Origin of the sequence: Butyrivibrio sp. INlla14, assembly GCF_900102515.1 — a bacterium.
Lineage (GTDB): Bacteria > Bacillota > Clostridia > Lachnospirales > Lachnospiraceae > Butyrivibrio.
The window spans coordinates 174,573-191,121 of the sequence record NZ_FMVS01000002.1 but is presented as its reverse complement, the minus strand read 5'-3'; the positions used below and the strand labels follow the sequence as shown (position 1 = coordinate 191,121).

Genomic DNA, 16,549 nt, shown 5'->3' with positions numbered 1-16,549 from the left:
AAAGTAAAATGGCTAATATTTTTGGTAAAGTAATTTATGTGATTAAGATGAAATTCAAGATAGGAATACCAGCAACGCACGAGTACAAGGAAGAGATGATGGAGGAATATGCAAACGAGTATGGCTGCAATGTACTGATAGAAACGGGAACGTATAAAGGTGATATGCTAGTGCAGGTCTATGAGCTGTTTGAGTATTTGGCATCTGTTGAGATTTCTTCACAATTGTATGAAGAGGCAAAAAAACGCTTTGAAAATGATATTAAAATACATCTATATAATGGTAATTCTTCTGATAAATTACCGCAGATGATAGATGACGCCAAAGGGAAAATTGACAACGCAAGAATAATATTTTGGTTGGATGGACATTATTCTGGAGGCGTGACAGAAAAAGCAGAGAAGGACACACCGATTGTTGAAGAACTGTTAGCTATAAAAAAACAAGGCATCGATGATGGTGTTATTTTAATCGATGATGCTAGATGCTTCAAGCATAAAGGGGAGTATATAGACTATCCTACGATTAAGTCTTTGAAAAAAATCGTTCATGAACAATGGGAAAATGCTGCGATACAAGTAAAGAATGATATTATTAGGATTGTGCTTTGATATAAAGCGGACTGTGTGAAGTAAAATGATGAGAATACCGTTTGTTACATTCAAGCCTATGGAATGTGAACTGGATAATGATATAAGAGCAGCTTTTGAGAGAACGTTTGAACGTTCATATTACATAGGTGGGCCGGAAGATGAAAAATTTGAGCAGAGTTTTGCTGAGTATTGTGGAACAAAAGAATGTGTTGGCGTAGGCAATGGTTTAGATGCTTTGATGCTAAGCTTGAAAGCCCTGGGAATCGGATCTGGTGATGAAGTTATAGTGCCTTCAAACACATATATTGCTACAGCTCTAGCGGTTACTTATGTTGGGGCAATACCTGTTTTTGTTGAACCATTTTTAGAGACATTTAATTTAAATCCATATAATACTGAGAAGGCTATTACAGAAAAGACAAAAGCTATTATTCCTGTACATTTATATGGTCAACCATGTGACATGGATCCAATAATGGAAATAGCCAATAAGTACAAGTTAGTCATTGTAGAAGACTGCGCTCAAGCACATGGTGCTACATACAAAGGACAAAAAGTCGGTACATTTGGTAAAGTTGGCTGTTTTTCTTTCTATCCTGGAAAAAATCTGGGGGCTCTTGGAGATGCAGGTGCAATTGTGACTGATGATCAGGAAATAGCTGACAAGGTGCGTGCACTTGGCAATTATGGTTCAGATTTTAAATATCATCATATATACAAAGGCAATAACAGTAGACTTGATGAAATGCAGGCTGCATTTCTTTCTGCCAAGTTACCACATCTTGATAGAATGAATGAAAATCGCAGGTACATAGCATCAAGGTACTTGGCCGAGATAAAAAATGAATATATAGAACTTCCAAAGGTTATAGATGATGTCACTCCTGTATGGCATGTATTCGGCATAAGGTGTAATCATAGAGATATGCTTGAGAAATACCTTAATGATAATGGCATAGGTACAAATAAGCATTATCCGATACCAATGCATTTACAGGAATGTTATAAAGATTTAAATTATTCAGAAGGTGATTTTTCTATAGCGGAGGAGATAAGTTCAACGGAGCTTAGTATTCCTATGTATTATGGTATGACGGATGAAGAGATTGGTTATGTGGTGCATGTGATCAATAACTTTTCTCTTTAATAATTTCGCGTTTCTATCTGAAATGTTGATGTTTTTTGATAAATATAGGTTGACTAATGTTGATATGAAAGACAAAATCTTGACAGACAGACAGACAGACAGACAGACAGACAGACAGACAGACAGACAGACAGACAGACAAGGATAGTGGGCGTAGATGCGTATAGAATCATAGCTGTACTGGCTATTTATTTGTTCCATTCTAACGTTCATATACAGTGTAGTTATGGCGTCCTTACACCATTTATCAATATGGGCGCTATATACATGACTGCGTTCTTTATATTATCTGGCTTTTCTCTTTATATTTCCTGGCATAAACAAAATTTCTATAGCATTGATGTGATTAAAAAGTTTTATATTAAGCGTTTTATAGGAATTATGCCATTGTATTACGTGGTTGCACTTTTGTTTGTTCTTGTAATGGGAAATGAGAGCACTGCACAGAATCTTTTGTTGGCACCAATAGAAATATTGGGGATTCAGGCGAGTTTTGATACACTTTTTAACGTGAGTCATAATGGTGGAACTTGGTTTGTTTCCTGTATTATAATGTGCTACCTTGTTTACCCATTGATTCAAGAAATAGTGAAACAGATTAGTACTAAGATCAAAATAATTATTATGGCTATAGCGAGTTTGATTTTGCTGTATTCCCCATTCATTGTGGCTTTTTTCAATACGAGTGGAACTTATCCAAAGCCTTTCTTTAGGATTATGGAGTTTATTATAGGGGCTATTGCTTGCTCTTTGATTCCGGAAATAAAGAACAGCAACTATGCAAAGTTTGTTTTTTCATGGCAGGCATTAGTAGCAGAATATATTATTTTGTTTTGTGGAGTGACATTGGCTATAAGACGTAAGTAAGCACTCAATCATGAGTACCACATAAAGAAGAAACCGCCATTTTACTGGCGATTTCATAGATTTGCACATTGATAATAAAATTATGATTTTTTCTTCGGAAGATGGAACTGCTTTTGAATATTTTTGGACCATGGAAGGAGATCCTGGATATATTTTCGGTCAGGAATATATTTGTCACCTAAGAGTTTTTTCTGCTTTGCTTCTTCGCGTAGATGCCTGGACATTTCAGCAATAAGGTATTCGAAGTAGTCATAGAGTCTAAGGTCATTGGCTTTTGCGGTTTCAACAAGGCTGTAGATGATTGCGCTGGCAGAGGCTCCTTTTGGAGAATACATTGTTACCCAGTTCTTGCGTCCAAGAGTGAATGGTCTTATTGCCTGTTCTGCACGTTATGCGAATGTTCGCATAAACTTCCTTATCCGACGGAATTACTTATCCGAAGTTTTATCCCAAAAGCCTCGCCATTACTGCATTCTATGTAAAAAGATGCGCATAAAATCCTACATGGATTATAATGACGTCACCTAAAGATTGTTTTAAAAGGAGGTGACGGTACTTATGGCAAGACCAAAAGATGTTCGTTTCTATGAAATTCCGCTTCCCAAGGAAATTCCTAAGCATGAAGAATGGCTCCGTGATTACTACGAGCATAGCAGGCAGCTTGTAGATTACATGTCATCGAAAGAAGCTGGTTCTACCGCGTATCATACTACAATCAACTGCTTAAAAGAACTTAAGGAATATCTTCTTGAAAAAAAGCAGTCTTATTCCATTGATACATCATTGCAATGGTTTGAAAACAATGGGCCTTATCCTAAAGGCTACAAGATAACGCTTCTACGCCTTTCAGATATTTATGGCTTTGGAGAAGTTCAGGCTGTAAATGCCTATCCTATTGCAATGCCTTACTCAAAGCTTTTACAGGAACCATGGAATGAGCTGATGGAAGGTTATCTTGGTACTCTTGAATTACCAGAATCATATGCTGGTTGTGTAAAAACCCGAATTGCACGATTTTTGTATAAGATTCAGAAGCAAGGCATATCTGATCCTTCTGAGATTACCTTTGAGCTTATTGAGTACTACTGTCATACTGAAGCTCATCGTTCTAAGAAGACTGGCGCCATATATATGTATTCAATTGGAGACATTCTTTTATATATGGCGGATATGGGATTGTGTCAGCATGGACTTGGGTGGTATCCGTATTTCAGAATGCATGATCGTATATTTGATATCACCGATTTCACTAATAGTCAGAAAGCAAAAATAACAGCACTTGCAGCTGAAAGCATGGATTTTCCCGCAGAGGATTTTGCTGTTGCAATTGAATTATTCCTAAATGATTACCGGGCTCTTGGCTATAGCAAATCCTCAAAAGAAAGGGCAGCCTATACATTACATAATCTTTTGCTGTTTTTGGAAATGAATTCTTTGGGATATCATAAGAGAATAGCTGCTATCTGGCTTGAACACGAAAAAACGTATCATGAAGGAAATGGCTGGAATCAGTCTGCAAGGGTTCTGTACCAGTTTGATATTTATTGCAACGAAGGCAGTATTATTCCTCAGCGTCTGAATAAAACCAAACCGGTTAAATGTGAAAGCCTGCCTGACTGGTGTAAGGATGAGCTATACAAGTATCTTGATGTTAAGATCAAAGAAGGTTGGGCATCATCAACCATAGACATGGTCAGATCTTCTGTTACAAGGTTCTGCGAATATTTGGTCAAGTGTGACCTCAGTGGGTTTGGCCAGATAACTCCTGAAGTCATTAAGGGCTTCAACTTAACTGATCAGCACTCTTCTGCCGAAGGTAAGAATGCTTATAACTCAAGGATACGTAAGTTCATAAAGTATCTTGAACGTAAATGCATTCTTCCGTACGGAATCCATAAGGCATTGCTTTGTTCTTCTGAAGCAAGAGAAAAGCTTGTTATCACTCTTACAGATGATGAGAAACAATCCATTATGCAAAAACATGATACGTGCTTAACAGCCATGGATCTCCGCGATAATGCAATGATTCTTTTGGGTATGAAGATGGGAATCAGATCCATAGACATAGTTAATCTGAGATTAAAAGATATTGATTGGAAAAGACAGTGCATCAGGATATATCAAAAGAAAACAAGCCACGAGATCGTGCTTCCTATGCCCACAGAAGTAGGAAATGCTGTTTATCTTTACATAAAGCATGGCCGACCTAATGAAAAAACTCAAAATGACAGACTCTTTATAAAACACAGAGTACCTTATGATTCAATACAGAGAGGTGTTTGTTTACAGGCTCTGGGAAGAGCTCTTCCTGAGAGAAATGTACCAGGATCAGGATTCCATGTGACAAGAAGAACATACGCTACAGATCAGTTAAGGAAAGGAACCAAGAAGCAGGGACTGGCCGATCTGCTTGGTCATAAAGACACAACCTCAATAAAGCACTACTTGAATCTTGATGATGAGCGCATGATGATGTGCCCCATATCATTGTCAGAAGCAGGCCTTCTGATGAAAGGAGGTCGCTATGATACAGTATAGAGACTATCCATACACCAGTGTTCTGGCGCCTTACATCCGTGACTACGTAAGCGAGATGCGCTCCTTGGGATATATTTACAACGTTAAAGGATATCAGTTATTCCGCTTTGATCAGTATTGGGCAGACAATGAATATACTGACGCCAGAATAACACCGGAAAAGCTTGATAAATGGTTATGCTCTCTGCCAGGTGAAAGTAAGAGCAGCCATAACAGCCGCATTGGCGCAGTTCGTAGTATTACCAGGTATCTTAATACACATGGTGTTGAATGTTATGTTCCGATGTTATATGTAGGAAAAGACCAGAAAAAGATACATGTCATGGATAAAACTGAACTCAAAGAATTTTTTTCTGTTGTTGATTCATACTCACCACGCACGAACAAACCTTATGATCACAGAATGGCCAATGAGTATCCTGTTATTTTCAGACTCTTTTACTGTTGTGGGATGAGAAACAATGAGGTATGCGAGTTAAAAACGACTGATGTTGACATGGATAAAGGCATAATCACGATAGTTGACGGTAAAAATCATCGTGACAGACTGGTCTATCTGCCGGAAGACTTAAGAATCCTGATCAATAAGTACTATGGATATTTAAAAAACGAGCTTGGAGAGGAGTCAGAATGGCTTTTTCCAGGAAGATTCCCTAAAGGACATGTTCTTAAAACCTCTATCGACAGAAACTTTCATGATTTTTGGGATAAGACCAGTGCATCTGAGCGCTGTGATAAGCGGCCTACGCCTCATTCACTGAGACATGGATTTGTAGTTGACAGGCTTAATAAATGGATTAAAGCAGGCGTTGATATAAACGTCATGTTCATATATCTAAGCAAGTATCTGGGCCATAAAGATCCGGATGAAACTTTTTACTATTATCATCTGGTAAGGGAAGCTTATGACATCATTAAGCAGAAAGATACTGTGACCGACGATGTTATTCCGGAGGTGAGACGCAGATGAAAAAGAACATACTAAAAGATGATTTATTCTTTTCAATGACATGGGATTACCTGAATGTATACCTGCCTACGCAGCATCAGAATAGCGAAAAGACAGCAGAAGCCTACGAAGATGGTCTTACAGTATTCAGAAGATATGTGACTGATAAATGTAACATTTCAATTGATAAGTTCAGGTTTGAAGATCTTACATATGATTTTATGCTGGACTACAGAATATATTTGGTGAATAAAGGGTACAAACCAGCTACAGTTAACCATCGACTCGCAGTGATCAATGCATATATGAAGTATGCAGCTTCCAGAAAGATTTCAGTTTACCAGATATATATGAATGTTTCTGAGGTGCCATATGTTACAGTACCCTCCAGGATAAAAGAAATCATAGAGGATAAGGATGCGATTAAGAAGTTACTTGCAGCTCCGGGGATGTCTGATAAGGGAATTAGGGATCAGATAATTCTGGTTTTGCTGTATGATACAGCTATACGTGCAGACGAGCTGATATGCCTGGACATTTCGGATGTCAATATCGAAGCAGATGAACCTTACCTTCGGATTCGCGGAAAAGGAGACAAAGAGCGTGTTGTAGCACTATCAGAAAAAGTGGTACCATTAGTGAAACGGTATATTTCTGTATTTCATCCTGACTTAAGGAGGCGTTCTGTACCCTTTATATATACAACAATAAAGGGCGTTACTGGAAGAATGTCAGAAAGAAATGTAGAACGCATCGTGAAGAAATATGCCGACATCATCAGGAAAGACAATCCGGATATCCCAGAGAAAATATACCCACATATGCTCCGCAGAACCCGTGCAAGCGGGTGGTACAGGGATGGAGTTCCTATTGAAACAATAGCTGTAATACTGGGGCACTCAGATACAAAGACAACTCGGAAGTCATATGCAAGTCCATCTGTTGGAATGTTAAGGGAACAGATGAATGCAGGTGATGGAGAAGAACAAAATGTCCCCGAAGAAAAACCAATGTGGCAAAATGATGAAGAACTGGCACGACTGTGTGGTATAAGATGAGATTATTATGCGCATCTTTTTTGTGGAAAGCCAGTATTCATCAGTGCTCTGAGAGAAAGGTGCGCATAAGTAATTCCGTCGGATAATGCACGGTTATTATCCATAGGAACGTTTCCGTCAGAAAGAAAGACGCGAAGGTGGCTTTCCTGATTTATGCAGTAGGTCAGACCTCTGGCTGTGGCACTGCCGGCAGGGAGGGTGATGACAACCTTTTTTGCCCACTCAAAGAAATCGTCAACTTTTGGCTTCAGAACCAGTTGCCGCTGTTTCTCACGAGCTCTTTTGCTGAGATCCTCCCACTGATTATCGAGATGGAACATCTCCGATATTTTCTTTGATGCTTTGACTGCTATGGCACTTCCGGCGTTTTCCGGGCCGACGGCCTTGACAATCTCGGCAAACTTCCTTTTCGCGTGGATCCAACATCCCGCGACTTTCAGGTCACTTCGCCGCCGGTCAAGAGCATCGTAACCTGAAAAACCATCTGTGACGAGTGTCCCGGAATAACCTTTGAGAAATTCATCGGCATGGCTTCCGTTTCGTGTACGTTGGAAGTCATAAATGACCACCGGATACTTGTCGTCACATTTGCCATTTCGATAGACAAACATGTAGTTGACATCGCCATCTTCAGGATGGTCCTTCATTATCACTCTGAATGGAGTTTCATCTGCATGGACTACTCTGGAGTCATAAAGGTAGTTGTGGAGCTCGTCACAGATAGGTGCCAGGTGCCTTTCAGAAACATTTATCATCCAGTTGGCGAGAGTATTGACTTCAAGATTCACTCCATTTTCCTTGTAGCACTTAGACTGGCGCTCCAGGGGAAGATGGTTGACATACTTTCCGGTGATAAGTGCAGCGATAAGTGATGGAGTGGCGATGCAGTCATGCATTACATCAGCCGGGCGCTCTGCTCTCACGATGGTTCCATCATTATTCTTGGATGCGTAGACGTGGACATGATGCTCGTCAACAAGGAATGTTTGTGGGATAACTGATAAGCGCTTGTATGTTTCAAAAGGAAGCTCCTTGTAGCCATTGGGGAACTTCTCAGCAAGCTCTTCTTTGGTGAGTGTATGCTCAAAAATACGCGCAGGAAGTCCTTCCAGATCATGCTCGCGCTTCTGGGCGGCCTTCTTTCGTGTATGTGAAGATACTATGATCTCAGAAACTTCAGGCTCTGGTGAATTATCACTGTAAACCTCAGGCTCGTTGAAGACGTCAAATAGATTTAACTGGTTGGGATCAAGCTGATTATCACGCTCAGTCTTCCGGCCAAAAGAACGCTGGTTCATAAGAGCAATCTGTTCGGTAAGCAGTTCAAGCTGACCGCTTATAGAATTGAGTTGGTTCTGGAGTGAACCAATAATGGCTATAAGAACCTGCTTGTTCATCTTATTCAGTTCTTCTGGTGACAACTGGGCAAAATCTCTCATCTGATACCTCATTTACTGTATCTATTTTATCATGAATGCAGTATTCATGCGAGTTTGATGGCATTGAAGGACTGGCAAAATGCCTATTAATTATTCTTCATGTAAGGCCCAATGACAAGAGATACTGATGAGTGTCAGAGAATAGAAAAAAGCCTGCAGAATGCCGCATAAATCCGTAGGATGACATATCCAAGGAGATTATGAAGCACAGCAGGCAGTTGAAAGATGGCTGCTATAGCCGAAGAAAATTTCTATGTTTTGCACAAAGGATTAAGCGGTTTTCTCAGGATGGACAAGCCTTATCCCTGGATCGATGCTGTAACCGTCTTTGAGAAGACGGAACTGTTCAGCTGACAGCATTCTGGCTTCCTGTGAATTGCGGGGCCAGGAAAAACGCCCATCCTCAACTCTTTTTGTAAAGAGAAGGAAGCCATCTCCTTCCCAGACAAGGCCTTTTATCTTGTTTGACCTGCGACCGCAGAAGAGAAACATGGATCCTGGGACGAAAAGAGATATGTGGTATCTGCTTTCAATGATTGCAGCAAGGGAATCCATACCGAGGCGCATGTCAGTATTATTCCAGAACTCGAATAATACTGATTATCCGAGAAGAATTATTATTCGAGAAGTTTTGGGAAAACACTGATAATCTCTTCATTTTCAATAATTCTTCTCAGATAACAAACTACTTCTTTTTCAGAAAATCCGGAATATCCTTTTTGGATTCCTTCATCTCAATCTTGTTTCCAAACCAGGCATCATTCCATTCTTTCAGTTTCTTGTCTACAGAATCCTGCGACATTTCTGCATAAATTTGGGTTGTCTGAACAGACACGTGACCTAATATATTTCTTATCGTGACGATATCGACTCCCGCTTCCAGTAGATGGCATGCTGTACTATGTCTCATAGAATGAGGCGGATAGCTGTCCTGCAGGAACAAATCAGGATGTTTCTTCTTCGCAATGGTAACATACTTTTTATATATGCCTTCGACGCAAGATACTGTCATCAGTTCATGTGTCTGACTTGAAAAAACATGTCTTTCCGGATATCTTTCTATACGCCTATGTCTTATGTATTTTTGTACAGACCCTGCTAGTGTGAGGGAAACACCTACTTGACGGGCCTTTGATCCTTTTCCACGCAATGTAACAGATGCACTTTTGTCATTTATATGCAGATCTGAAACTGTGAAGTCACATATTTCCTGTGCTCTTGCACCCGTCGCATACATGAACGAAAGTAGAACTTTATCCCTAAGTCCAGTTTCATATCTTTCGTCAGGAAGTGACAATAGTATTTTTATTTCTTCCCTTGAAAAGACAGCCCTTTGCTTTTTATTCCCACGCTTTATCGGTATTTTTATAATGGCACTTCTGAACACTGATGCGGCATCAAAATCTCTATTCTGTGCATACTCCGAAAATGCTGAAAGTGCTGATAAACGTTGGTTTCTGGTAACCGGTTTGCATTGTCGTTCTTTCTCAAGCCAGTTAAAGAATTCTAGCAATGTATCATAATCCATGTTTGAAAACCTGATATCATCAGCATCTATTCCCTTTACATCCTGCATGAACCGAAGCAAAAGCATAAAGCTTTGCTTGTAGGATTCTATGGTATTCCGGCTAAGACCACGACTATAGGGCAGGTATGTCTCAAAATAATCTTCCAGTAATGACATAAACTCTATTTTCCGCCTACTCATATATGATCACCTCCGGAAATAATTCCCCAGAATAATCGTCAAACTTTGTAAGCGTATCCTCAAAGTAATTACCACTGTATTTCAAATATTTTTCCGTCTCGTAAAGGCTGTCATGCCCTAAATATGTAGACAAGAACGGGACAGACTCGCTGGCTTTAATTCCACTACGCTCGTTTTTATCAAAGCTTCTTACCGCAAACGAATGTCTAAAACAGTGAAGACAGGCGCCGCGTCCGTGCTCAGCTTGATCATTGCAGCTTATACCAGCCTTTTCTCTGATAATTCTAAAATAATTTCCGACATTGTTAGGTGAAATATGACTGTTCCTGTCGTCGGCCGGAAATAAATATGCATCAGAATCATTCAGTATCCCCATGCCAATACAGTACCTATAAATGATTTCTGCCAAATCTTTTCCAAAAGGAACCAACCGCTGTTTGTACCTCTTGGTAACCCGAAGAACAATCAGGTTCCTTTCAAAATCTAGATCGCTGACTTTAATGTTTACAGTTTCTCCAACACGTAGGCCGCAACAGTATAACAAACGCAGTATCAAGGGTATTTCTTTTTCTGCAAACTTATTCTTTCTTGCCCTTGAAACCCTCAATGAGTCTGCAGCAGCAAAGATTCTTTCTATATCTTCATCAGAATAAAGATAGGGCACATATGTATCACGGGTAGTAAGCGTTCTTGGAATAAAGCATGTATAACCTGAATTCGTCAGGAATAGAAGGAGTTGCCTGATATAATGTACATGCTGACCTGATGTATTTACTGAGATATCTGCGCTGACTTCTTTAATCCATGATTCGATTACCGGTTCAGGTATTTCCTTATCAGTCTGGTTGATCCTGCAAAGATATTCATCAAACAGAATCATAGTTCTTCTGCAGTGCCTATATGCCTCATAACTAAGTTCCGCCTCCATTACACAGAGATGCATTGATATTTCTTCACGAAAAACTGAGTTAAACTCTGACATCTTATTCCACCTCCCCGTGTAAAAAATCAAAAAATCTATCAGAAGGTGGTGGCGGTGTTAAGCTATATTTTCTTAGATTCTCAACGTCTACACGTGCATAATGTTTGATGGCACTCTTGGAACTGTGTCCCAATACCTTTCTTACGGTTTCATAGCTTATATCATTGTTGACCATGGAACTGGCCAGCGATGCCCTGAGAGCATGAGGCCCTCTTTTTCGATTACCGGAATCAATACCAGCAAAGCCGATATATTTCCTTAATGCAGCTCTGATGGTAGAAGTTGTTACAGGATTATATGGAGCATAAACGTTTATAAATACTATATCTGTCTGCGATTCCGGTCGGACTGATAAATAATCGTCAATGGCTGATTTCACTTCACTGATCAATGGAAGATGAAGTACGTTTCCTGTCTTTGTCTGAATGATATCCAAATCCGTTCTGTTCAGCACCTCTTCAATCGTCAGCCTTACAATATCACCAGAGCGCATGCCCATTCTCGATGCAAGAAGAATCATCGCGTAATCACGTTTCCCTAAAACGGTACTGGTATCTACGGCTTCTTCTATTCTTTTTATCTCTTCAATAGAATATACGCTAGGGATGATATATGGTTTACTATAACGAGGCACTATTGTTGAATAATCAGATGTTACACCCTCAAACTCTGTAAGATATGTTAAAAACAGTCTGATCTCACCCCAAAGGCTATGATTAGTTACTTTTAGGCTGGCGCGTGCAACACATGACGGAGACAGTACATCGAGCGATTTGCAGTCCTGTTTTGAAAGCTCATCCAGAAACCAGGATATAGCATATCTCTTATTCCTGATGGTTCCAGAAGCGTGCCCAATATTTTCGTTCCAGTTACAATAATGGTCAACTATTTCTGCAAATGTATCAGGCAAGCAAAAATGTTTTCCTTTATCAGAATGCACATCTGACCATTGTCCCTTCAATAAATCATTTAATCTCTGCACTACTGTACGTAAAGAGAGATAGTACTGATTTTCTCCGTGCTCAGATTGATAATGCTGCAAAAACAGGGATCCTGCTTTCTCGGTGTAGCAATCGAAACCATTATCTGACAGCCATGTAAAAATGCTGTTGCATAAATACCTATAGCCGGTAATGGTTATAGTGGTACAGCCCCGGTCACGCAGCTTTCCCAGAAGTTCCGTCCTCAATTCCGTAAATGAATGATTTGTTTCTTGCATAGTGGTAATACCTCCTTATTGTAGTTTGTACAATAAGAATATCGGTAATATCATTATTCAAGAAAAAAACTAAGAAGAATAGAATCTACGGTACTTCACCAAAAACTTCTCGAATAATAATTCTTCTCGGATAATCGGTGTAGCCACATACCACATATATGGCAGAGAAAGAACTAAAGTTGGCATCTTTAAACATGGCGCACCGCCTTAATGATGCTGGCAATGGCATCGTCAGATGCAGAAGGGCCGATGTTGATCTGGATATCGCCAAATGAAACTGATAGTGTTGATGAAGGCAGACACGATTTACGCGAATCGGGCATATCGGGTCCTGTGGGATAATGGGAAGCTGGAAGTTGCAGCATGTCTGTTTCAGGTTGTTGTAAAGGGACAATTTCAGGAAGTGAGATACTTTTTAGAGCCTCTTCCTTTAACAGATGCTTCCAGTAGTTATAGGCATGAATAGTGTAACCTTTTTCATTGCACCATTGCCTGACAGTGAGACCGCTGTCGGACTGTTCCTTGATAAGGACAGCCCATTTGGCCATCTTGGCCTGATGGATCTTTTGTTTTGTGTTCATGGGATGAACCTCCTTAAGCTGATGAGATGAATTGCGCGAATCGCGCAAATCGACCAATAGTATTTAAAGAAATCATCTCATAAACGTGGTAGTATTATAAGGTACTCGTGGTTGAGTGCTTACAGACGTAATATTTCTGTTGGCAATTATATGCTATACAGTAGTTGGATAGGGCTGCCGATGTTTGTTCTTCAAATAGTGACTCTTGCCGGCATGCAATTTCCTATGTGGATGCAGAATTCAAGGCTAATTAGATATTTATGCGAGATTTCTTATGCTTTTTTCTTTGCGCAATTTTTTACATGGAAGTCTACGATGTTTATTATTGCCAAGATAGGATTTGACACTAACGTAATCAGAATAGTATTTTCATTCCTAATCTGCATGATGATTGCAATTGTTTTGCATGAGATTTTTGAAAAACCATTGACTAAATATTTGCTGAAGAGGTTATCATAACAGTAATGAGGTGTTTAAAGTTATATTAGACATTGCTAAAACAATTTAGGGGGGCTGTTATGGAAAATATGAATTATGGAAAGATTATGGGGACAGATGAGGAAGTTCGCGTTGTTCAGTATGACGAGGGCTTTTCTTTTGATTTTATAAATGAAAATAAGAAACAGATATCTATTACGCCACAAAATGATTTTATCCAAACAAGAACAATGAGTGGAGATGATCTGCTTATCTTTAAGAAAGGTGCGTTTGAATTAAAACAGGGGCTTAGTCATTATCAGTCAGATATCTATGTTTTGGGAAAGAAGATAAAGAATCAATCATGTGTCGGATTAAAGTTCACAGGTGGGATCCTTGCCAAGCTATTTACACCTAATAGGCTTGAAATTGATATGGAAAATGGCGAGTACAAAATAAAATGCCACGATGACGCTATTGACTATACTGTGATGGCAAAAGGTAAAAAAATTCATTTACATATTGAGTCTCATATTTCAGAAAAGCAGGGAATAAGTGGAAAAACATTGGATAATATTGTTACAAGTATGGTGGTATCAATACCAAGTGGAATATGCATGGATGAGGTAATACCGCTTTATAATGCTGTGCTGAAAATGTGTCAATTTCTTGCGTTTAGAAAGAATATAGCATTTGATGAAATCGCCCTATTAAAGAACGAAGAGTACGGAGGACATCAGTTTATAACTGAGTATGCAGAGTTGCATGTTGTGAACAGATTTAAAGCTCTAACGAATAAAGACTGGTTTAGATGTATAAGCTTTGAAAATCTTGGGGGAGCAGTAGTTCCACTGTTTGCGGCTATTTATGATGAAAAAGAAAAAAAGCCGTATTTTTCTTTAGAGTTTTTGCCGGAAGATGAGGATGATGTTAATTGGATAACTCCTGATAGAATCAAGAAAATATGCACATGTCTGGAATGTGAGGCAGCACTCCATAAGATTACTGCAGAAGATAATCCTTCATTCCAGAAATTAATTTATGATGTTAGGCAGTTGGTTGAAACACATGAAAAAAGCAGTGATGCACTTCAACCTAAGACATATGATCTTATAAGGGGGAGTATCAATCATTGGGATTTGGCCGCTGGTGATAAAATAAAAGCTCTTTTTCATATGTATAAGGAAATATTGATTCAGCCAGCTTGTTTTACTGGAAGCATTAAGTCTTTTGAGGATAGTATAGATGCATTTATTAAGTTTAGGAATACGACCACACATGGGAATTATATGAAAGTAACTGGCGAACATGCAGATACTGCAGCAAATCTTATGAATCTCATTTATATAAGCAGATTGGATCGTATTGGTATGCAAAAGAGTGTGATAACGGAAAAAATCTGCGCGGGAGTTGTGTATTGATATTGTTTTTCTTTACTAAGAAGTTATATTCAGGCAGCGGGTTATGATATGATCTGCTGCTTTCTTTATGTAGAAAAATGACAAGGTAGGCGTTGACTTTTTTGTCCTTTCAAAATAAAATACTTATAAGTAGACTACATATAAGTAGACTATTTATAAGTAGTTAAATTATTTGCGGCAAAGGAGCACACAATGATAGGACGTTCTAGTGAACTTAATCTTTTAAATTCATTATATGAGAGTTCTAAATTTGAGTATTTGGTCATGTATGGAAGGCGAAGAGTAGGTAAAACGACTCTTTTACAGGAATTTGCCAAGGATAAAAATGCAGTTTTTTTTCCTGCACAGGAGAAAAATGATGCACTTAACCTGCAGGATTTTTCTAAAATGATACAGATGAGACTCGATGGGATGTTCATTTCATCATTTGAAGGATGGAAAGAGGCTTTTGAATACATTGATAAGAAGGTGAGCGAGAGGACTTTGATCATCATAGATGAATTTCCTTTTATTGCAGAAGAAAATCCTACTATCAAGTCTATATTGCAGCATGCAATTGATCATCTTTGGAAGAAGAACAAGAATATTTTTTTGATTTTATGTGGATCTTCAGTCAGTTTTATGGAATCTGACATTATGGGAAGAAAGAGTTCATTACATGACAGACAGACTTCAAGTATGGAAGTGGTTCCATTTGACTATTATGAAAGCAGTCTTTTTTACCCATCCTATACATACGAACAGAAGCTGATAGCCTACGGAATCCTCGGAGGAGTACCCAGGTATCTGGAGGCTTTTGATGACAGTGTTTCAATTGAGGAAAACATATCAAAAACAATCATAAGGAAGGGGGCATATTTGAATGAAGAGCCCTCAAACCTATTAAAGGCTGAACTGCGTGATCCTAACGTATATAACAGCATTTTAAGTGCCATAGCCGGTGGGAGAAATAGGGTACAGGAAATATCTGACTATATTCATGAAGATAAAAGTAAAGTTTCAAAGTATTTGATTACTTTACAGACAATGCGTCTTGTAGAAAAAAAGGTTCCTTGCGGGGAAAGTGAAAGCAGCCGTAAAGGGATATATAAGATTACAGACAACTTTTTCCGGTTTTGGTTTAGGTATGAATTTACTAACAATGCATACTATGAAATGCTTGGTGCAGATGCTGCTTCAAAGGAAATCATGGATGGAATATCTGATTATATGGGAGATGCCTTTGAAGGAATATGCATGGAATATTTTGTGAGAAAGGCAAAAAAGAAGGAATTGCCTTTTATACCATATCATATAGGAAAATGGTGGGGGAATAATGTGCATATCAAAGCACAGGACGATGTGGACATACTTATGATAGACAAGACTGGCAAGAAAGGTATTTTTGTAGAGTGCAAATTTACAAATTCCAAAATGCCACATTCGGAGTATGAAGATTTAAAAACAGCCATGTTGGCATTTCCTAATATAGAAGAAAAGTATATATATTTCGTCAGCAAAACAGGATATGAAAAGTCAGTGGTTAGGCATGCGGCGGAAGATGGAGCAGTATTGCTGGAACTTAACGATCTATTTGAGTGATTGCGTTTATAGATATAAGCAGTAGACTATATTGGTCTGCTGCTTATAT

General features: G+C 38.9%; 14 protein-coding genes and 1 pseudogene. 8 read left to right on the top strand and 7 right to left on the bottom strand.

Annotated elements, in window-relative coordinates:
• The first annotated feature begins 8 nt into the window (after positions 1-8).
• The 3 genes from BLO53_RS00820 to BLO53_RS00805 all read left to right on the top strand — a co-directional run bounded on the left by BLO53_RS00820 (position 9) and on the right by BLO53_RS00805 (position 2,607).
• Positions 9-611, top strand: coding sequence for a hypothetical protein (locus tag BLO53_RS00820; RefSeq protein WP_092058322.1), 603 nt, complete (start codon positions 9-11; stop codon positions 609-611).
• A 25-nt stretch (positions 612-636) separates the two neighbouring features.
• Positions 637-1,740: a DegT/DnrJ/EryC1/StrS family aminotransferase gene (locus BLO53_RS00815; protein ID WP_330388773.1), complete on the top strand. Its 1,104-nt coding sequence runs from the start codon at positions 637-639 to the stop codon at positions 1,738-1,740.
• A 147-nt stretch (positions 1,741-1,887) separates the two neighbouring features.
• Positions 1,888-2,607, top strand: coding sequence for an acyltransferase family protein (locus BLO53_RS00805; RefSeq protein ID WP_176757096.1), 720 nt, complete (start codon positions 1,888-1,890; stop codon positions 2,605-2,607).
• 80 nt (positions 2,608-2,687) lie between these two features.
• Here the strand turns inward: BLO53_RS00805 and BLO53_RS19920 are convergent.
• Positions 2,688-2,993, bottom strand: a pseudogene (locus tag BLO53_RS19920) (hypothetical protein); the annotation flags it as partial.
• 172 nt (positions 2,994-3,165) lie between these two features.
• Between BLO53_RS19920 and BLO53_RS00795 the strand changes: the two are divergent.
• The 3 genes from BLO53_RS00795 to BLO53_RS00785 are packed head-to-tail and all read left to right on the top strand — an operon-like array spanning position 3,166 to position 7,152.
• A complete protein-coding gene (locus BLO53_RS00795; protein ID WP_092058313.1) occupies positions 3,166-5,145 on the top strand; it encodes a tyrosine-type recombinase/integrase in 1,980 nt (659 codons plus the stop codon).
• Entirely contained in the window at positions 5,132-6,115 is a 984-nt protein-coding gene (locus BLO53_RS00790; protein WP_092058311.1) for a tyrosine-type recombinase/integrase, read from the top strand. The genes BLO53_RS00795 and BLO53_RS00790 overlap by 14 nt, the downstream gene beginning before the upstream one ends.
• A complete protein-coding gene (locus BLO53_RS00785; protein WP_092058310.1) occupies positions 6,112-7,152 on the top strand; it encodes a tyrosine-type recombinase/integrase in 1,041 nt (346 codons plus the stop codon). Before BLO53_RS00790 ends, BLO53_RS00785 begins: the two co-directional genes overlap by 4 nt.
• Before the next feature lie 5 nt (positions 7,153-7,157).
• On the opposite strand, the gene tnpC is transcribed toward BLO53_RS00785, so the two are convergent.
• From tnpC to tnpA, 6 genes are all read right to left on the bottom strand, one after another.
• Positions 7,158-8,591, bottom strand: coding sequence for an IS66 family transposase (gene tnpC / locus BLO53_RS00780; protein ID WP_176757095.1), 1,434 nt, complete (start codon positions 8,589-8,591; stop codon positions 7,158-7,160).
• 270 nt (positions 8,592-8,861) lie between these two features.
• A complete protein-coding gene (tnpB, locus tag BLO53_RS00775; protein ID WP_092058306.1) occupies positions 8,862-9,158 on the bottom strand; it encodes an IS66 family insertion sequence element accessory protein TnpB in 297 nt (98 codons plus the stop codon).
• A gap of 118 nt (positions 9,159-9,276) precedes the next feature.
• Complete coding sequence (locus BLO53_RS00770) at positions 9,277-10,299, bottom strand: tyrosine-type recombinase/integrase (RefSeq protein ID WP_092058304.1); 1,023 nt, start codon at positions 10,297-10,299, stop codon at positions 9,277-9,279.
• Positions 10,292-11,281 carry a tyrosine-type recombinase/integrase gene (locus tag BLO53_RS00765; protein WP_092058303.1) on the bottom strand — a complete coding sequence of 330 codons (990 nt, stop codon included), beginning with the start codon at positions 11,279-11,281 and terminating at the stop codon, positions 10,292-10,294. Before BLO53_RS00765 ends, BLO53_RS00770 begins: the two co-directional genes overlap by 8 nt.
• Position 11,282: 1 nt before the next feature.
• Positions 11,283-12,500: a tyrosine-type recombinase/integrase gene (locus BLO53_RS00760; RefSeq protein WP_092058301.1), complete on the bottom strand. Its 1,218-nt coding sequence runs from the start codon at positions 12,498-12,500 to the stop codon at positions 11,283-11,285.
• A 188-nt stretch (positions 12,501-12,688) separates the two neighbouring features.
• The gene (gene tnpA, locus BLO53_RS00755) at positions 12,689-13,081 is read right to left on the bottom strand and encodes an IS66 family insertion sequence element accessory protein TnpA (protein ID WP_092058299.1); all 393 of its coding nucleotides are present in this window, start codon (positions 13,079-13,081) and stop codon (positions 12,689-12,691) included.
• 518 nt (positions 13,082-13,599) lie between these two features.
• Between tnpA and BLO53_RS00745 the strand changes: the two genes are divergently transcribed.
• Both BLO53_RS00745 and BLO53_RS00740 read left to right on the top strand, forming a co-directional pair.
• Positions 13,600-14,919: a hypothetical protein gene (locus tag BLO53_RS00745; protein ID WP_092058295.1), complete on the top strand. Its 1,320-nt coding sequence runs from the start codon at positions 13,600-13,602 to the stop codon at positions 14,917-14,919.
• 192 nt (positions 14,920-15,111) lie between these two features.
• Positions 15,112-16,500 (top strand): ATP-binding protein, encoded by a 1,389-nt coding sequence (locus tag BLO53_RS00740; protein WP_092058293.1) that lies wholly within the window; start codon positions 15,112-15,114, stop codon positions 16,498-16,500.
• The last annotated feature ends 49 nt before the right edge of the window (positions 16,501-16,549 follow it).